This window comes from Saprospiraceae bacterium (assembly GCA_026129545.1).
GTDB lineage: Bacteria > Bacteroidota > Bacteroidia > Chitinophagales > Saprospiraceae > M3007.
This window is the reverse complement of sequence record JAHCHX010000001.1, coordinates 1,477,345-1,496,041: the sequence shown is the minus strand read 5'-3', so window position 1 is coordinate 1,496,041 and position 18,697 is coordinate 1,477,345. Positions and strand designations below refer to the sequence as shown.

At 52.2% G+C, this 18,697-nt stretch carries 16 protein-coding genes; 6 read left to right on the top strand and 10 right to left on the bottom strand.

Translation table 11 applies throughout. From position 1 onward, the window contains the following. From KIS77_05555 to KIS77_05540, 4 genes are all read right to left on the bottom strand, one after another. On the bottom strand, positions 1-3,066 hold the full coding sequence (locus tag KIS77_05555; protein MCW5921789.1) for a hypothetical protein: 3,066 nt from the start codon (positions 3,064-3,066) through the stop codon (positions 1-3). Between the two features lie 191 nt (positions 3,067-3,257). Further along, complete coding sequence (locus KIS77_05550; protein ID MCW5921788.1) at positions 3,258-4,562, bottom strand: hypothetical protein; 1,305 nt, start codon at positions 4,560-4,562, stop codon at positions 3,258-3,260. A gap of 117 nt (positions 4,563-4,679) precedes the next feature. Then, positions 4,680-5,276, bottom strand: a complete 597-nt coding sequence (folE, locus tag KIS77_05545; protein MCW5921787.1) for a GTP cyclohydrolase I FolE — start codon at positions 5,274-5,276, stop codon at positions 4,680-4,682. 110 nt (positions 5,277-5,386) lie between these two features. Beyond that, positions 5,387-5,803, bottom strand: coding sequence for a 6-carboxytetrahydropterin synthase (locus tag KIS77_05540; GenBank protein MCW5921786.1), 417 nt, complete (start codon positions 5,801-5,803; stop codon positions 5,387-5,389). A gap of 206 nt (positions 5,804-6,009) precedes the next feature. Here KIS77_05540 and KIS77_05535 point away from each other — a divergent pair, with 206 nt between their 5' ends. The 4 genes from KIS77_05535 (at position 6,010) to KIS77_05520 (ending at position 11,163) form a co-directional block, all read left to right on the top strand. Then, positions 6,010-7,062 carry a histidine kinase gene (locus KIS77_05535; protein MCW5921785.1) on the top strand — a complete coding sequence of 351 codons (1,053 nt, stop codon included), beginning with the start codon at positions 6,010-6,012 and terminating at the stop codon, positions 7,060-7,062. A 110-nt stretch (positions 7,063-7,172) separates the two neighbouring features. Continuing rightward, positions 7,173-7,898, top strand: coding sequence for a response regulator transcription factor (locus KIS77_05530; protein MCW5921784.1), 726 nt, complete (start codon positions 7,173-7,175; stop codon positions 7,896-7,898). Between the two features lie 58 nt (positions 7,899-7,956). After that, positions 7,957-10,608 carry an AAA family ATPase gene (locus tag KIS77_05525; protein ID MCW5921783.1) on the top strand — a complete coding sequence of 884 codons (2,652 nt, stop codon included), beginning with the start codon at positions 7,957-7,959 and terminating at the stop codon, positions 10,606-10,608. Positions 10,609-10,695: 87 nt separating this feature from the next. Further along, complete coding sequence (locus KIS77_05520; GenBank protein ID MCW5921782.1) at positions 10,696-11,163, top strand: hypothetical protein; 468 nt, start codon at positions 10,696-10,698, stop codon at positions 11,161-11,163. A gap of 21 nt (positions 11,164-11,184) precedes the next feature. On the opposite strand, the gene KIS77_05515 is transcribed toward KIS77_05520, so the two are convergent. The 5 genes from KIS77_05515 to KIS77_05495 all read right to left on the bottom strand — a co-directional run bounded on the left by KIS77_05515 (position 11,185) and on the right by KIS77_05495 (position 16,358). Continuing rightward, positions 11,185-12,009, bottom strand: a complete 825-nt coding sequence (locus KIS77_05515) for a phytanoyl-CoA dioxygenase family protein (protein ID MCW5921781.1) — start codon at positions 12,007-12,009, stop codon at positions 11,185-11,187. A gap of 335 nt (positions 12,010-12,344) precedes the next feature. Beyond that, a complete protein-coding gene (locus tag KIS77_05510; protein ID MCW5921780.1) occupies positions 12,345-12,887 on the bottom strand; it encodes a transposase in 543 nt (180 codons plus the stop codon). 353 nt (positions 12,888-13,240) lie between these two features. After that, on the bottom strand, positions 13,241-14,632 hold the full coding sequence (locus tag KIS77_05505) for an NAD(P)(+) transhydrogenase (Re/Si-specific) subunit beta (GenBank protein ID MCW5921779.1): 1,392 nt from the start codon (positions 14,630-14,632) through the stop codon (positions 13,241-13,243). Between the two features lie 87 nt (positions 14,633-14,719). Further along, positions 14,720-15,022, bottom strand: coding sequence for an NAD(P) transhydrogenase subunit alpha (locus tag KIS77_05500; GenBank protein ID MCW5921778.1), 303 nt, complete (start codon positions 15,020-15,022; stop codon positions 14,720-14,722). Positions 15,023-15,227: 205 nt separating this feature from the next. Beyond that, positions 15,228-16,358, bottom strand: coding sequence for a Re/Si-specific NAD(P)(+) transhydrogenase subunit alpha (locus tag KIS77_05495; protein MCW5921777.1), 1,131 nt, complete (start codon positions 16,356-16,358; stop codon positions 15,228-15,230). A gap of 165 nt (positions 16,359-16,523) precedes the next feature. Here KIS77_05495 and KIS77_05490 point away from each other — a divergent pair, with 165 nt between their 5' ends. Next, positions 16,524-17,084: a GNAT family N-acetyltransferase gene (locus KIS77_05490; protein ID MCW5921776.1), complete on the top strand. Its 561-nt coding sequence runs from the start codon at positions 16,524-16,526 to the stop codon at positions 17,082-17,084. Positions 17,085-17,159: 75 nt separating this feature from the next. On the opposite strand, the gene KIS77_05485 is transcribed toward KIS77_05490, so the two are convergent. After that, positions 17,160-18,212 (bottom strand): nucleoid-associated protein, encoded by a 1,053-nt coding sequence (locus KIS77_05485; GenBank protein MCW5921775.1) that lies wholly within the window; start codon positions 18,210-18,212, stop codon positions 17,160-17,162. 181 nt (positions 18,213-18,393) lie between these two features. Between KIS77_05485 and KIS77_05480 the strand changes: the two genes are divergently transcribed. Then, on the top strand, positions 18,394-18,621 hold the full coding sequence (locus tag KIS77_05480) for a hypothetical protein (GenBank protein MCW5921774.1): 228 nt from the start codon (positions 18,394-18,396) through the stop codon (positions 18,619-18,621). Positions 18,622-18,697 lie beyond the last annotated feature (76 nt).

The window sequence follows — 18,697 nt, the reverse complement described above, 5'->3', positions numbered from 1 at the left end:
TCACTCCTTCTTCTTCAATTTTTCTGTCTCTTCCTTTAGCCTGCGCAACTCGTCTTCTGCCTTTTTCACCTCTGCTTGGAGCTGTGTCAATTTCTGTGCTTCGGTGGCGTGTTTTTTCTGCGCCTCCTCCGCTTTTTGACTTTCGGCTGCTTGGCGTTGCTTGGCTTCCTCCGCTTTTTTGTTTTCGGCAGCTATGATTTGCGCGGTTTCATTTTTGACCTTGGCCACCTCAGCTGCGCTTTGGGACTTTATGCTTGCTATTTCCTTGGCTTCATTCTCACGGGTTTGCGCGATGGTAGCCGCTGATTCTTGCCTTGCCTTCTGCACGGCGTCGGCGGTTTCTTTTTGCACGGCTGCAATTTCCTCGGTGGTGCGTTTGCGGGCTTCGGCTGCTTCGGCTGCGTATTGCTTGCGCTTGTCTTCGGCATCTTTGCGTGCCTCGGCCACGGCGGCGGCGGCTTGTGTTCGTGCTTCGTTCACTTCTTTGCGCGAGCGTTCTTGAGCATCCATCACTTCTTTGGCATAAGCCGCTTTTTTTTCATCGGCATCTTTTTTGGCGGCTGCTATGGCCTCGATGGACTGTTGCTTGATAGTGGCCACTTCCTTGGCTGCGTTTTCGCGGGTTGAGGCGATTTGTTCGGCGGCTTCTTGCTTGGCTTTGCCGACTGCTTCTGCGCTGAGTTGTTTCTCGCGTGCCGCATTTTCACGCGCTGTTTTCACTTCGTTGGCTGCTTGTTGGTTGGCCGCTGCTATCTCGGAGGCTGCTTTTTGGCGAGCCTCTGCTACCTCGTTGGCAAGGCTTTGGCGTTGGGCGGCGCTGCTTTCGCGGGCTACCCGGATACTGTCGGCTTCGGCAGTTTTCACGGCGAGGATAGCTTGCGCGCTTTGTCGTTTTGCCTCGGCGACGGCGTTGCTGCTTTCCTGTTGCGCTCTCACTTGTGCCTCGCGGGCGGCGGCGATTTCCTGCGCTGCTTTCTCTTTGGCTGCTGCTATTTCTGCCGCGGCTTTTTCGCGCGAGCTCGCCACTTCGCTAGCGGAGGCGGTCATGGTTTCCTGCTGTTTCTTTTTGGCCTCCGCTACTGCTGCGGCGGCTTCGGCTTGGATTTGTTTGATGCGCTCTTCCGCTGTCTGCTTGGAGCTTGCTACTTCGTCGGCATAAAGTTTTTGTGCTTGGTCTGCTTTGGTGTTGGCTTCCTGCACTTTGGCGCGGGCTTCTTCTTGGGCTTTGATGGCTTCCTGCGCGCTGCGCTCTCGTGCTTTTTGCACTTCTTCGGCGCTTTGCTGTTTGATTTTGTTTTCCTGTTCTTTGGCGGCTGCGATGGCCTTGTTCAATTCTTCTTGGATGCGTGCAATTTCTTCATCTGCTTTCTTCTTGGAGACGGCGACTTGGGTAGCGATGGAGTCGCGTTGTGCTTTGCTGCGTGCCTGTGCATCCGCGATGGCCTTTCGCTCCTCATCTTGCACTTGTTGGATGGTTTGAGCCGCTTTTTGCTTGCTGTCCGACACCTGTTTGGCAATGTCGGCTTTTTCATCTTCTGCGGCTTTTTGTTGGTTGGCCACCTCGCTGCGGATGCGGCCTACTTCTTCTGCGGCGCGTTTGCGCGCCTCTGCCACTTCGGTGGCGGAGGCTTCTTTTTGCTTGGCCACGTTCTCTTTGATTTCGGCCAGTTCATTGGCGGAGTTTTGCTGCACGAGCGCCTTTTCTTCGGCGGCTTTGCGGCGGCTTTCGGCGAGCTCGGCTGCGAGCCGTTGTTTTTCGAGCACGGTGTTTTCTCGTGTCTTGGCTATTTCATTGGCGGTTTCCTCGCGTATTTTGAGGATTTGTTCTGCTGCGGTTTTTTTGCTCGTCACCACATCCTCTGTGGTTTTGTCTTGCTCGGTTTTGGCTCGTTCGCGGGCCTCGGTGATGGCGCGGGTGTTTTCTGCTCGGATGCGCTTGAGTTCTTCATCTGCATTGCCGCGGGCGGTGGCGATTTCGTCGGCATACTGGAGTTTGGCTTGTTCGAGTTTTTCCTTGACGGAGGCGATTTCTTTGGCTGCGTTTTCACGCGCTTTTTGCACTTCTTCGGCAGAGGCGAGCCTTGCTTTTTGTATTTCCTCGCCAGCGTTGCGGCGAGCCTCTTCCACATTTGCGGTGATTTTGGTGACTTCGGTCTCTGCTTTGGAGCGTGTTTGAGCGATGTAGGACTGCGCCTCGGCTTTCGCTTTTTCTATCTCGGCAAGGCTGTTTTTGCGGGCTTCGAGTACCTCGTTGGAGTATTCCAGTTTTTTCTGGTTGGCTGCTTCGCGTGCTGCGGCCACTTCTTGTTGCAATTGGGCCTTGATGGCCTCTGCGCGTTCTTTTTCCAATTGGATTTCTTTGCGCAGCGTCTCTTTGGTCTTTTCCAGTTCGGCCCGCAGGTTGGTCACTTCGTTATCGCTGGCGGGTGCGCCGCTTCCTGTGGTGGCGGCAGTTTTTGCACCAGGCTTGCCGGTTCCTGTGGTGGATGCTCCTGATTCGGCTGTTTTGCCGGGTGGTACGATAGCTGCTCCGGGGGTGTCTTTCACCGAGCCTTGGTCAAGGGCGGTCAAGAAGCATGAGGCAAGTGTTTTTAGTTCTGATTGGCGATTGGGGTTGATGGTAAACTTGTACTTCTGGCGATCCACGAAGTTGATGAAGTTGATGCCTGTGATGGTTGTGCCTGCAATCCATCGGAGGGCATCGAGGTCGAGGCGCAGATTGTTTCGGTGGGTAGGGACGGTGCCTGTGACCACTTCATCCATTCCAATGAATTTGTAAATCTGCTCTTTGCCGTTGGCATCAACGAATGCGACTTGGTCGTCTTGATTGAACTCGATGCCGCCCACAGAGGTGAAACGAGCAAAGATGCCTTTTTCGTCGGTGAAGAATTCGATGCCATAGTTGTAACTGCCACGCACGACGACGGTCAGCGAAGAGGTGCGAGCTAGCTGAACACCCGATATTTTTTTGTTTTCGATAATCAGGCTGGCGCAGTCTTGTGCGAAAGCGATATGTGAGAAAAGAGAGAGGAGTATGGGGAGTAGTGTGCGGATGGAAACTTGCATAAAACTAAAATAGGGCTTGGACGACAATGCGTTGTGAAAGTTGGCGCGGCAATTTATATTTTTTCCAGCAAGAAAAAAAAGATGCCTCGTTGAATGGCGGGTTTCCCCAAACTTTTGGCCTTTAAAGGTCGGCTTTGACAATATATTTTTCGGAGTGCAAATTTTATGTTTTTGAAAACACATCAAGTGTTTCAATGTTTTTTCTGATAAATCTCGACCCACACTGAGGCTGCTGTCCAACTTTTTCGCAGCGTCCAATCGCGTTGCAGGATGTGAAAATCCTCGTCGGAAATGTCGTTGAAGACATTGGATGCGAAAACATATTGATTGCGCACAAAGTCTTTCCCTGAAAAACGTCGTGGGTCGCCATTGAGTAACAGGTGCTCTCCGGTGTTCAGATTGGGGAAATATGAGCCGACGAGCGCAAAATCAATGGATTCTTGTTCTAGAAATGAAACGGCCTCTGCCCGCAGCCGATGGTAAGGTATGTGCGCCAAGGTAGCATCCCAACCCACAGAGATACCGCGAGGATAGACCCATAAGTTGCTCAAGGCAAAGAGGATGATGAGGGTCGTCAGCAAATGATTTGGTCGAATTTTCTTGAATCTGATGGTGGCAACTAATTGAAAAACAAGCAAATGCAGCGCGATAAACCCCGGCAAAAAATAACGATGCGCAGATACGTTGGCGAAGAGCAACGCAGATGGTGACAAAAATGCAACGAGGCACAACAACAATAAGACGAAATGGCGGGCGGTATGGTTGCTCTTTATCTGTGGCCAGTATCTCCAGCCAAGCCATGCCAAAAGGAGCCATTCGAACAATCGGCCAAAGTCGAGCCAGCGCCAGCCAACGACCATTAGGTTTCGGAAAAGCATCGCGTCCTTCGCAGGCTCGAAAGTGGGTGCCCAAGGCGAGTTCGGATGCATGCCTATCCATCCGGTGGCCGCTTGGTGCCACCCAAAAAACCAGGCGGCGAAGGCAAAGCCCGGCAAAAAGGGGGCTGCGCCCCCGACGAGCTTGCTCAAATTACGTCCATGCAGTATTGCCTGCCACATGAACAAAGCGCCAGCGGTCATCATGCCGCGCAGGCTAATCATACAGAGCATGAGAATGCCGAACACGACAAATGTTCGGTGTTTGTCCAATATGCCATTGAGGGCGAACAAGAAGCCGCACGTTAGCACTATGTCTGGACTGACAAGGGTGCTTTGGCTGGCCACCACGGGGTCTAAGAGGACGAGGGGAAGCAGCCAAAAGGCCCAACGGCCATCGCCTATTTGCTGCCCCAAACGATAGAGCAGCCACACATTTAGCAACAAAAAAGGCAGCATGGCCCAATGACTGACGGGCAGAGTTTTGCCGAAAAACGACCACGCGCAGGCCAGATAATAGCCAAAAGTGGGTGGGTGGCCACTGTCAATGTCTTCGGGGAGGGGCAGCCACAGCAGGTCGTTTTCGTAAAAGTGATGGGCGTGTTTGGAGGCTAACTGCACCGTGTCCCAGAAAAAAGGGTCGTGTTGTGCGGAGCCGACGAAGGCAATGACGCAAGCAAAAAATGGGAGCAGTTGGAAAAAAGGCTTAGAGATGGCTACCGTGATTTTGGGGCGAAATTAGTGGAGTTTCGCGCCAATCAAACGAAGAAACTCGCTTCTTGTCTCTTCGTTTCTAAATTCGCCAGTGAAGGCTGAGGTGGTGGTCACGGAGTTTTGTTTCTGCACCCCGCGCATCATCATGCACAGGTGCTGGGCTTCCACTACCACAGCCACGCCGAGCGGTTGGAGGGTTTCTTGAATCACATCCCTTACTTCAAGGGTAAGCCGTTCCTGTACTTGCAGGCGTCGTGCAAACACATCCACCACGCGCGGGATTTTGCTCAGACCAACAATATAGCCATTCGGAATGTAGGCAACGTGAGCTTTCCCAAAAAATGGCAGGATATGATGTTCGCACAAGGAGTACAGCTCAATGTCTTTCACGATGACCATCTCGCTGTAATCCTCCTTAAACATGGCGGAGCGGATAATCTGGGCCGCATCCTGCTTGTAGCCTTGTGTCAGGAATTGCATGGCCTTGGCGGCTCGTTCGGGTGTTTTCAGGATGCCTTCCCTGGAAACATCCTCGCCTAAGCCAGCCAGCATTTCGTGGTAGCCATTTTTGAGGAGATTGGTGAGCGAATCGTCGTAATGGTCTGATTTCCGGTAAGCCATGCGGTCGTTGAGTTGTGGCGCGTTCAGATCGAGAGACTCGGCAGGAACGTTCTGTCAATGAGGAATTTGCGAAAGGCGCATCTGCATTTTTCCCAATCGGCGTTTCCGCTTTATTCCCCGTAATACTCTGCGTAAATAGTCTCTGTTTCCCAAAGTTTAAGGGCGTGTAATTGGCAGGGGAAAGGCTCAATGGCCTTAGCCAAGCGTTGCCAAATCACCATAACAAGGTTCTCCGTGGTTGGTTGCATCCCCTTGGGGATAAAATCAACGTCGAGATTGAGGTTGCTGTGGTCAAGATGCTCAATGACGTGCGATTTGATGAGGTCGCTCAATTTCTTCACGTCCATGATAAACCCTGTGACGGGGTCGGGGCGACCTTTCACCGTGACGTGGAGCGTGTAGTTATGGCCGTGCCAGTTTTTGTTGGAGCATTTGCCGAACACTTCGCGATTCTGTTCTTCTGTCCAGTCGTCCACCCAGAGTTTGTGGGCGGCATTGAATCTTTCGATTCTTGTGATGTAAACCATTGGAAAATCCCTTCTTTTTTCGGGCACAAATGTATGTCTAAAACCGCTTTCATGCCTTTAGTCGTTGATGCCGTTTGGAAGTCACGAAACCGCTGCTTCATCCGCATGGTTTCCCGTTTTATCTAAAAATAAAAACCACGCGACACGTCAGCGGTTTTTTTGCAGTCAACTGTCACAAACCACCGACCACCATTCCTCTGAACGGTATGAGAACCCGTCAGCTGCTCGACAATATCTATCGCTTCCTCAACAGGCGACCTGTCTATCACGGGTTGTTCTGGCTGATGTTGTTCAGCATCATGCTCTGGTCGAATTACCTCAAAAACGGCGACCTCCAAATGGCCATGATAGACGAGGCCATTCACCTGCTGTTCTATGCTTTTTTGGTCTATGCGAACCTGCTGTACTTGATTCCCAATTATTTGGCCAAACACGGATTTGTCTATTTTGGATTGGTCATCGCGCTCTGCGCCATCGTCACGCCCATCATGGTGTTGGTTTTTTACCTGAAATACTTCGATGAGCCAACATATCGCGTCAATCTCATAGAAGGGCAGTTCTTGCTTTTCTTGGGCAACCTCTTTGTCACGCTGCTTTCCACCGTCCTGCGGGTCATCATGGATTGGTGGCACTATCAGACCGAAAAACAAGTGCTGCTCACGCAGAGCATGCAATCCGAGCTGCGTTTTCTGAAAAGCCAAATCAACCCCCATTTTTTGTTCAACACGCTCAACAACCTATATGCCCTCACGCTCAAAAAGAGCGACAAAGCGCCAGAAATCGTGCTGAAGCTCAGTGAAATCATGCGTTATATGCTCTACGAGTGCAACGAGCGGCGCGTGCTTTTGAGCAAGGAAATTCAGTACATCCACAATTATCTCGACCTTGAGCGCCTGCGCCAGCCAAAAGAGGCCGACATCCGCTTTGTCACCGAGGGCCACATCAGCGACCAAATGGTTGCTCCGCTCTTGTTTGTGCCCTTTTTGGAAAATAGTTTCAAGCACGGCCTCAATCATCACGTTCAGGGCGGAGGGTTCGTGCGGCTGCGATTGCGCGTGTCAGGCGAAGACCTCGAGTTTTTTATCGAAAACAGCAAAGCCGCCGAAAGCGTGCCGCGACAAAATCACCCTCGAAGCGGCGGCATCGGGCTGGCCAATGTTCGTCAGCGCCTACAGCTGCTCTACCCCGAAAACCACACGCTCAGCGTGCAAGACGAGCCACACCGATACGCCGTGACCTTGTACCTGAAAATGATTTAGCAAAAAAATCCTTTCCCAATATGTTTTCTTGAAAGTTGTAAATTTGACCCTGCTCAAATCACAATCACCGTTTTCAGAAACCGAAGACAAGACCGAAAACCCTGCTGCTCATGCTAAACGTACTCATCGTTGACGACGAACCCCTTGCACTTGACGTGCTCGAAACTTACATCGGCCAGATGTCCGAACTCAACCTCGTGAAGCGCTGCACCAATGCTCTTGAAGCAAACGATGCACTCAAAAACAACGACATAGACCTCATGTTCCTCGATATTCAGATGCCGCAACTCACCGGCATTGATTTCGTGAAGACGCTCACCAAGCCTCCCATGATAGTGTTCACGACAGCTTATCCCAATTATGCCATTCAGGGTTTTGACCTCAACGCGCTCGATTATTTGCTCAAGCCCATCTCGTTGGAGCGATTCGTGAAAGCGGTGAACAAGGCAGTGGAACACGCGGACATGGCCGTTCGAGATAGCACCCCCGTTCAGCACCACGACGGGCAGGAGTTTTTCTTCGTGAAAGCCGACAAAAAGCTTGTCAAGGTCAATTTCGACGACATCATCTACATCGAAGGGCTGAAAGATTACGTCATCATTCGGCTGCTCAATGGGCGCGTCATCACGCTGCAAACCATGAAAAGCTTGGAAGACAAGTTGCCACAAGGGCGCTTTAAGCGCATCCACCGCTCCTACATCGTGGCGATGGACAAAATAGCGGCCATCGAAGGCAACATGGTGGAGGTGCAGGAGAAAGACAAGCCAAAACTTTTGCCCATCGGCAAAAACTACCGCGAAGACCTCTTGGAACTCATTGACAGGAACAGGTTGTGATGTTGCGCGACCATCCACAGCCCACCCCTCAAAACTTATTACTCGACCGAGCGACTTTATGCAATTTGGAACCCATCAATCGCAAGCACCGCAAGAAAGCGGGGAATTCAAACGCTGGAAATTCCGCGAATTGAAGATATACGCCTCCACCGAATGGCTGGCCGACAACAAGAAGAAGTATCGCCAAGTATTCGACCGCTTGGAGACCACCTATATATACGCCGAGCTCTCGTTTTACAACAAATACTTCGACATCGAGGATTGGGAAGTAAACGTAGAGATTCGCTGCTACTCGGTGAAAAAACAACGCAAGGAAATCTGCAACCTGCCTTTCCGCCGCAAAGTGAGTAAATACGACCCAGTGGGCTACATCCGCGAAGGGTGGGGCAACAAGCAAGAAGGCGTTTTTTGGAAAAAAGGAACCTACTATTGGGAGGCTTGGATTGAGGGAGAGAAAGTCGCCACCAAGTATTTCTACATCGAGGACGCAGGTCGCCAGCTTACCAAGACGGAGAATCCATATTGCCAAATCACCTCTCTGCGAATGTACGAAGGGCCTTACGACGACACGCCCGAGTTCGAACGTGCCTACATGAAGCGATTTCACAGCGAGGACACGCGCTACATATACGCCGAAGTGGCGCTCAAAAACCTACTGCCGAGCAAGCAATGGCAGTGCGAGCTGTTTATCAAATTTTACAACGATGCTCGCGAGTTGAAGGGGCAAGTGGTGCGGCTTCATCGAGTGGAAAAAAGCGATGACACTCTAAAAATCACCGCCGGATGGGGGAGCAACGTGAAAGGTTCGTGGCGTAATGACCGCTACACCGCCGAAATCGTATTCATGGACCAACTGCTTGCCATCATGCCATTTGAAGTGGGGCTGGACTGGGAAGAAGGTGTGAACAGCGTGTGGCTGCCCGACAAAGGCCAACATATTTTCTTGCAACCCGAAGTGGAAGACACCGAGACATTCGAAGAAGTGTTGCAAAAATTGGACGCGCTTATCGGCCTCTCCGAAATAAAAATGAAAGTCCGCGAACACGCGCAATACATTCAATTCCTGCAACTTAGAAAGGAAAAAGGCTTCGAGGAGAAAGATGGCATCAACGTGCATTCCGTGTTCATCGGCAATCCGGGAACGGGCAAAACCACCGTCGCCAAAATGATGGGCCGCCTCTACAAAAAAATGGGGCTGCTTACCAAGGGCCACGTCCATGAAGTGGACCGCACCGATTTGGTGGGAGAGTACATTGGCCAGACCGCACCTAAAGTGAAAGATGCGATTGAGATGGCACGGGGCGGCGTACTGTTCATTGACGAAGCCTACGCGCTGGCACGCAGCACCGAGGATTCCAAGGATTTTGGACGCGAAGTTGTTGAGATTTTGGTGAAAGAACTCTCCAACGGCCCCGGCGACATTGCCATCATCGTGGCAGGCTATCCGAAAGAAATGAAAACTTTCTTGGACAGCAACCCTGGCCTCCGCAGCCGTTTCAAGCTCACCTTCGAGTTCCCCGACTACCTGCCGCAGGAACTCAGCCAAATCGCCGAATACGCCGCCCGCGAAAAAGAAGTCACCCTTTCCAAAGAGGCCAAGGAATTGGTGGATGAACTTATCACTGAGGCATTCCGCAGCCGCGACCGCGCTTTTGGCAACGCCCGTTTTGTGCACGACCTTATTGACAAAGCCAAAATACAACTCGGCTTGCGCATCATGGCCCATCCAGAGGTGCGCGATTTGCCGCCAGAAGCACTGCGGGTGATACTCAGCGACGACGTGGACAAGGTGCGTGTGGCACGCAAACGCATCCTGCCGCACATCCCGGTGGATGAAAACCTGCTCATCAAGGCACTGCACGAACTCGACAGCCTCATCGGGATGCAGAATGTCAAAAAAGACATTCGTGAACTTGTCCATCTGGTGCGCTACTACCGCGAAACAGGGCGCGACGTGCTCGGGCGCTTCTACCTCCACACCGTATTTGTGGGCAACCCCGGCACCGGCAAAACCACGGTCGCCCGCATACTTGCCAAGATATACAAGGCGCTTGGAGTGCTGGAGCGTGGCCACACTGTCGAAACCGACCGTCAGGGACTGGTAGCGGGCTTTGTGGGCCAGACGGCTATCAAGACCGCCGAGCGTGTGGACGAGGCAATGGGCGGTGTGCTTTTCATAGACGAGGCATATTCCCTGACCACCCCCAGTCGCGGCTCGCATGGTGGCGACTTTGGCGACGAGGCTATCCAGACCTTGCTCAAACGCATGGAAGACAAGCGCGGCGAGTTCTTCGTGTTTGTGGCCGGCTATCCCGAAAGCATGGACAACTTCCTAAAGGCAAACCCGGGATTGGCCAGCCGATTCGACAAAGTGCTGCGCTTCGAAGACTATAGCCCAGAGGAATTGCTCGAAATCGCCCTGTTCATGTTCCAGCAAGAAAATTACCGCGTGGAAGAAGAGGCCCGCGAACACTTGGGCAAATACATGGCCTTCCTCCACCAATTCCGCGACAAATACTTTGGCAATGCTCGCACCGTGCGCCAAGTCGTGTTGGAGGCCATCAAAAACCAAAATCTCCGTGTCGCAGCAGCCAAAATCAAGGAAGAGCCACTGACCCACACCATCTCGTTGGACGATGTGGCAACGTTCACCTTCGACAAGGATAAATTGAACCTGTTTGTGCGCAGAGGAATAGGGTTTGGAAAGTAGCGCCCCCCCCTCCCAATTCTATTACTGAACAGAAGCACCCAACCAAACGCGGGGGATATGCCGTCTTTTTCCCAAAAACAATGCGCGATGAAAAAAATATCTCTCCTGTTGTTGCTCTTGCTGATTCTTGGCTGCAAAAAAGACACTACTTCTCCCATAGACCTTGACAAACTCGACTACTTCATCTTTGGAAGGGCTTCTGGTTTTTGTGTGGGTAGCAGCTGCGTGATGCTGTACAAATTAGAGAACCAGCAACTTTTCCCTGATGCCGACATCACCTACACTCAATTTTCGACGGGCAACATCGCCTTCGGCACCACGAGCCTTCCTACCGATAAAGTCCTCGTTGCACAGGCGCTCTTGTCCGAGTTTCCCTCAATTTTACTTAACGAACCCAACGGCACACTTGGATGCCCCGACTGCGCTGACCAAGGTGTCTATTACATCAAAATGAAATCAGGCAAAACTGTGCGTGAGTGGCAAATAGACCCTTTTCTAGACCAATACCATCCATATTGCAATGCCATATCAATCACGTTGAGTCAACTAAAATAGAGGCGATGATTCAGTAAAACCTCACTTGATAATCTCCGCCCAATCCACCGTGTCATTGTGCGAGTGAGTGAAGCCCATTGCCCGCTCTTCGGCGATGGTGTTGGCATCGCGGAAAGCCATGACATAAGTTTTGCGCCATGCGTCGGTGTAGTTGCCTCCGGAGCCGTGCACAATGCGCTCATCGTGGATGGTGACGCTGCCGCGCTTGACGGGCAGGAAAATGATTTTATCGTCGGGTTTCATTTCAATGACGAGGGTGTGAGAGTCGTCGCGGCTGACTTCGCCTTCTTGCTGGTAACCATAATCTTTGGGGCGGTGGGGGCGCAGTTCAGGCTCGCGGTTCGAGCCGGGCACGACTTGGAGACAGCCGTTTTCCGTCGTCGCGTCGTTGAGCGCGAGGGAAAAAGTCGCCGTCCAGGTGTTTTTCGTTTTCGGCCAGTAGCCCAAGTCTTGGTGCATGGCAAATTCCGCTTGTGCCTTGTTGGGTTTTTTCGCCAAAAACTGCTCGTAATCCATCGCTGCCTCGCCTTCGTGGTAGAGTTGGTCGGCAATACTTTGCGCCACTTGGTGGAAAATGTTGTTCTTGAATTCCGGGCGATAGACGCTCGGCAGCATAGCATTGACGAGGCGAAATTCCTCCACCGGCGTGCCGTAAGGCTGGCTCATGTCGCAAAAATCCCGGCCCATGTTTGGCTCTTTGCCCGTGATAAAATGCTCGAACCACGGGTCGAGCGTCGCCATTTCTTCCTCTGTCAGCACGTCGTGCAGCACGAGGTAGCCTTGCTCGCGGTATTGGCGGATTTCTTCGGGGCTGAGGCGGTAGGTGGTGAAGTGGCGGCGGGACATGGTGATGCGGTTTATTTTTTCTAAAATCCTCTGTGCCGTTGTCGTGCGTCTCGCCGACAACATTGCGCGTGAGAGGCCAAGCGCATCTGAGTTTCAGGTTTGGCCGCTGACTCCGCCGCTTGTTGTTGGCGGGACGCCAACAACGGCAAAAAAAATTTTTTTCTGTATCTCTGTGCCGTTGTCGTGCGTCTCGCCGACAACACCGTGCGAGCGATGCCAAGTGCATCTGAGTTTCAGGTTTGGCCGCTGACTCCGCCGCTTGTTGTTGGCGGGACGCCGATAACAAACGGCGGAGTCAGCGACCAAACTCAGCGAACCCAAATCGCACCTCCAACTCAACCCAATGTCACGAAATCCCAATAAGGCTGTCCGTCCACTAAGTACGCCGAAGAATACTTGTACAGTTCAGGTGATTCAGCCAATCGCCATTTCTCCGTGCAGGGATTCCAATGAATATACTGCACCTTCTGCCAAAACACTTCGTCGTGGTAAATCGCTACCGACAAAGGGTTTCTCTCCCAAAACTGATAAGTTCGGTCTGACAAATCTACTCGGTATCGCTCTAATTCTGTCGGGTTTTCAGCCAATAAAATTTTTCTGAACTGGTGCGCAGTGAAGGAGAGCAGCGAGGCTTTTACATTTGTCAATGTGTGTTCTTCAGGGATGTGCCACACCAAATGGATGTGGTTGGGCATGATGACAAATGCGTACACGACCGCTCGTTTCTCTTTCACCAAAAACCGCAAGGAGTTGATTATCAAATCCTTCATGGCATTTTGCCGAAGCAGGTGTTTCCATTCGAGAATGGTGGCGGTGGTGAAATAGATGTCGTAGTAGCGGTGGTACATCTGTTCGCTTTCGCATGGATTTTTATTCAAGTTTCAGGTTTGGCCGCTCACTCCGCCGTTTGTTGTTGGCGGGACGCCAACAACGGCAAGAAAATCCTCTGTGCCGTTGTCGTGCGTCTCGCCGACAACACCGTGCGAGCGATGCCAAGTGCATCTGAGTTTCAGGTTTGGCCGCTCACTCCGCCGCTTGTTGTTGGCGGGACGCCAACAACGGCAAAAAACGATAAGGTCTGGCTCGTAGGCGATTTTTTGCCGTTGTCGTGCGTCTCGCCGACAACACCGTGCGAGCGATGCCAAGCGCATCTGAGTTTCAGGTTTGGCCGCTCACTCCGCCGCTTGTTGTTGGCGGGACGCCAACAACGGCAAAAGTCGTACATCGAAGGTCACAACTCCTTCAACTCTCCCACTAACTTCTGCAAAGTATCCTTCGCGTCGCCGAAGAGCATCTTGGTTTTGGGCAGGAAAAATAGTTCGTTTTCGATGCCCGCGTAGCCTGCGCGCATACTGCGTTTGAGCACGATGGTGCTTTTCGCATCCCACACTTTCAGCACAGGCATCCCGTAAATCGGGCTGCCGGGGTCGTTTTCGGCGGCTGGGTTCACCACGTCGTTCGCGCCGACCACGATAACTACGTCGGTCGAAGGCATTTGCGGGTTGGCGTCTTCCATTTCCACGAGTTTCGGGTACGGCACGTCGGCTTCGGCAAGCAACACGTTCATGTGCCCCGGCATCCGGCCTGCCACCGGGTGGATGGCGTAATAGACTTCCACGCCTTTTTCTTCGAGTTTTTTCTCCAGTTCATGGCATATATGCTGCGCCTGCGCCACCGCGAGGCCGTAGCCCGGCACGATGGCGACTTTGCTGGCATACGCGCAAGTGATGGCCGCGTCGGTCAGGTTGATTTCTTTGGCGACTTGTTCGCCCGATGCGCCTTTCGCGCCTGCTGCGCCACCGCCGCCGAAGGAGCCGATGATGACATTCAGCAAGGAACGGTTCATCGCTTTGCACATCAAAACCGTCAGAATCGTACCCGCCGAGCCGACCAGAATACCGCCCGTGAGCATGACCTGGTTGTTGTACAAAAAGCCGCCGAAGGCCGCCGCCATACCCGTGAACGAGTTGAGCAGCGAAATGACGACCGGCATATCCGCGCCGCCGATGGGCATGACGAACAACACGCCGTAGAGCAGTGACAAGGCCAGCAAAATCCATACAACAGTGTGGCCGAAGGTCGCCGCCGAGAATATCGCCACGCCCAGCACGATAAAAATCAATGCCAACAAAGCGAGATTCAGGTAGGTCAGGTAAGAGGCGTTGATGTCTTTTATTTTTTCGTCCAACTTGCCATAGGCCACTATGCTGCCGCTAAACGACACGCTGCCGATGACCAGGCCGAGGAACACGGTGAGCAGGTAGCCCGCCGACCCTTCGGGGTGCGCGTTGTATTCGACGATGGAAATAATCGCCGCACACGCGCCGCCCATACCGTTGAAAAACGAAACCATTTGCGGCATGGCGGTCATTTTTACTTTCATCGCCATGAGCCAGCCGATGACCGTGCCGATGACTATGGCCGCCAGTATCCAAGGGATGTTGCCAATAGGTTGGCCGTCTTTTTCATGAAAAAAAATCGTCGCGACGATGGCGATAAGCATCCCGGCTGCCGCTACGAGATTTCCCTTGCGGGCACTGTCGGGATGGCTCAACATTTTAAGCCCCACAATGAAGGTGATGGAGCCGATGAGGTAGGAGAATTCGAGTAAGAATTTTGACATTTTCGGTAGGTTGATGAGGGTTGATGAGGGTTGATAAGGGTTGATAAGGGTTGATAATAAACCTTCATAAACCTTTATCAACCTTCATCAACCCTTCTTTTTCTTAAACATTTCCAGCATCCGGTTGGTGACGACGAAGCCGCCGACCACGTTGAGCGTGCCGAGCAAAACGGCGAGAAAACCCAACGTGAGCGCGAGATAATCGTCACTCGAGGCGTGGCCCATCACGATGATGGCACCGATGATGACGACGCCGTGAATAGCATTCGCGCCCGACATGAGCGGCGTGTGCAGGATGGCCGGCACGTTGGAAATCACCTCGATACCCAAAAGGATGGACAGGATGACGATGTAGATAAGGGATTGATTTTCAAGAAAAAATTCTGACATTGGACGTTTTATTTTTTTGTCATTCTGTAAGAATCTACCCAAGATTCATTCATCGAATCATCCGAAAAGTGATTGTCTGGTAGATTCTTGCAGAATGACAAACGTAGAGTGTTCGTAGAGCGGACAGTTCCTTACAGGATGACAAACGTAGAGTGTTCGAAGATACAAAAATGACGCAATGGCTTCAATGACTACAAAGGACGAATTACGCAGTCGCCATCACCTGCTTCAACCTTTCACTTAATATCTCGCCCTTGTGCGCCACGCAAGTCGCCGCCACGATGTCGTCCTCGAAATTGAGGCTCAACTCGCCTTTGAGCATGATGAGTTTGAGGAAGTTGATGATGTTTTTGCCGTACATCACGCTCGCGTCTTTCGGAATTGAAGCCGGAAGATTCGAGTCGCCGATGATGGTCACGTTGTTGTGGCGAATCGTTTTCCCGTTCTCCGTCACCTCGCAGTTGCCGCCGGTGGAGGCTGCCAAATCCACGATGACCGCGCCGGATTTCATGGCGGCGACGGTGTCTTTGCGAAGCAAGAGCGGCGCTTTGCGACCCGGAATCTGCGCCGTGCAAATCACCACGTCGGCTGCAACGGCGTGGTCGTGAATGAGTTGCGCCTGTTTTTGTTTGAATTCTTCGGTTTGCTCCACTGCATAGCCGCCTGCCGATTTGTCGTCCACCGCGCCTTCCACTTCCACGAATTTGGCGCCGAGGCTCAGCACCTCTTCTTTCGCGGCAGCCCGCACGTCGAAGGCTTCCACCACTGCGCCGAGGCGTTTGGCCGTCGCGATGGCTTGGAGGCCTGCCACGCCCGCGCCGAGGATGAGCACTTTGGCGGGTTTAATCGTGCCTGCGGCAGTCATGAACATCGGGAAAAAAGTCGGGAGGTGGTTGGCCGCCGTCAACACGGCTTTGTAGCCCGCCACCGTCGCCATCGAGGAAAGCACGTCGAGCGCCTGAGCGCGGGTGGTGCGCGGCGCGAGGTCGAGGCTGAAAGCCGAAATGCCTGATTTCAGCAGGTCGTCCACCACTTCTTTTTGCACGAGCGGGTTGAACTGGCCGATGAGAATTTGACCTGCGGAGAGTTTGCCGAGTGCAGCTTTCGGGAGCGGATGGATTTTGACCAAAAGGTTCGATTCTTTCAGAACCGTCGCTGTGTCAGCGATTTGCGCGCCTTGTTTGGTGTAACTTGCGTCGTCGAAAAAAGCCGTGTCGCCCGCGCCGCTTTCAACCAGAATTTTTTGAAAACCTAATTTTAACAAGGTCGGAACCGCATCGGGCGTGACGGCCACACGCTGCTCGCCGTCGCCTTCTTTCAAAATGCCAAGCGTCATTTTCGTTGTTTGTTGTTCGTTGAAAGTTGTTCGTTGCGCTGCCGATAGATTTCACCATCATTTCTTTGGTGGACCGCCAACGAATTGTAGCGCCGAAAGTAGGAGTTTTCTGAAAAGTGAATAATCGAATGAAGTGACTTATTTTTGAAAAATAAAATTTTGCCAATGGGAATCATTTTCACCACCGTCGCCACACCTGATGAAGTGCGACAAATTCTCGATTTGCAGGCGCAAAACCTGCCGACCTCGCTTTCTGCCGAAACGATGGCGAGCCAAGGGTTCGTCACCGTGCGCCACGACCCTGCGGTGTTGCAGCGCATGAACGAGGTCGCCCCCGCTGTCATCGCCAAAGACGGTGAGCAAGTGGTTGGCTATGCGCTCGTGATGCCGCGCGAATTCGCACCGCAGGTGCCGATTTTAGAGCCGATGTTTGAAATGCTGAATGGTTTGTCCTGGAAAAATAAGTCTTTGAAAGATAACCCGCGCTGGTTTGTGATGGGTCAAATCTGTGTCGCCGAAGGGTATCGCGGCATGGGCATTTTCGATGGTTTATACCACAAAATGAAGGCGGAGTATCGCCTGCGCTACGATTTTACGGTGACGGAAGTGGCCGAGCGAAACACCCGTTCCATGCGCGCGCACGAGCGGGTGGGGTTTCAGACTTTGCACATTTATCCTGACGCGACGACGGGTGAAGTTTGGCGGGTGATTGTGTTGGAGTTTTGAGGTTGGAAGGTTGGAAGGTTTGAGGTTCATAAGCGCACAACCATCAAACCTTCCAACCAGAAACCTTCAAACCCACTATTCCTCATTCTCAAAATACACCTTATAATATTTCTTCCCCTTCTCCTCGTCGAAACCGCGCTCGATGAGGTCGCGCCGCCCGTGGACGTAGATGTGGAAGTTTTTGTCCAATTTCAAAACGCTCTTGAACACCTTGAATTCCTTTTTCACCGCCTGACCGCTGATGTCGAATTTGTCCTCCAATGGCACGGCGTAAGCCTTCGCGTACTGGTCGCGGAATTCGCGGAATGCCTCCTGCTGCTCTTCTTCCGGGAACAGGCTTCCGGCAAAGTCGTTCAACTCAAATTGCTCATTGTCTTTGAAATAGTCGCCCGAACGGTTGAGCAAGTCAATCGTGTCCGTGCGGTCGAGACCGAATTTGAACGGCGCTTTTTGGGTGATAAATTCGCTCGACAGGCTGATGTAGTGCCGCGTGTTGAAGTAGTTGTCCTCGATGGGGCGCAGGCGCAAAAACTCGTCTTTCCAGAACGAGCGCTCGTCTTTTTTCGACACCGTGTCGAGGGCACAAATTCGATAACCTTCCGCTTCGTCGAGGCTGAAAATCAGCGCCGCGACTTCGGGCTTGCCCGTCACAGGGATTCCCTCCAACACATTGAGCGCGAAGGACTCGGCGGTGCGCTCAGTCTTTAAATACGGGTCTTTCGATTGGATTTTCCAAAGGCCGATGGCGTTCACCGGCTCGCCTTGCAAGAGCAAGTCTTCAAAGTAAGCGACGAACAATTCGCCGCCTTGCACCTTCGGGTTATCGCAATGCTCATAGAGCATCTGAGCGAGTTTGCCCGCTTGTTCCGACAGCGATTCGGGGTCTTGAAAGACCGACATACACGCTTGATAAACAAGGTGATTGCTCACATCCTCCTCGTGGTGGAAGTAGAAGAACTCCTCCGTTTTTTCAAAGGGTTTGAGAAATGCCGAGATGAGCATTTCTTCGGCCACGTCGTGCAGGGGGACGAGGGTTTGTTTCGGGATGACCACGCCTTCGTAGCGGTTTTTGTTGCCGACCCAAGTGGCGGCGAAGCGAGAGAGCCGGGCTGCGGAAAAATCGAGCATCAGGGGAAAATGAGGAATGATGAATTATGAATGAGGAATTTTGCGGCGGCAAATGTAGCAAAGCCGCAGAGGGATGGGGGCAGGATTTTCAAGTCCAGTAAAAATATGTGTCAAGTTGCCACTCCTATCATTTTGCCATAACTTCTGAGCGCCAAAGAACTCTTTTTAAAATACTGGAAAAATGAACAAGGTTGTGCTAATCAATGAAATAGAATCGCTGCCCGTCGAACTGCAAAAACAGGTTGCCGATTTCGTCGCTTTTTTAAAACCCAAAAACCTTCGCCAACAGCAAGCGGATGATTTTGAATTTACGGAAGAAGAATTGGCCGAACTGGAACGCCGTTGGGAAGAGTGCAATGATGAGCCTGAATCCGCGATGGACGCAGGAAGTTTCAGAAATTTGATGTAATACTGGCGTTATATTCTTTGAACGTAGTGCTTGCACAGTTGAAAAAATATTACGTCAGACTTTGTCAACATATAAT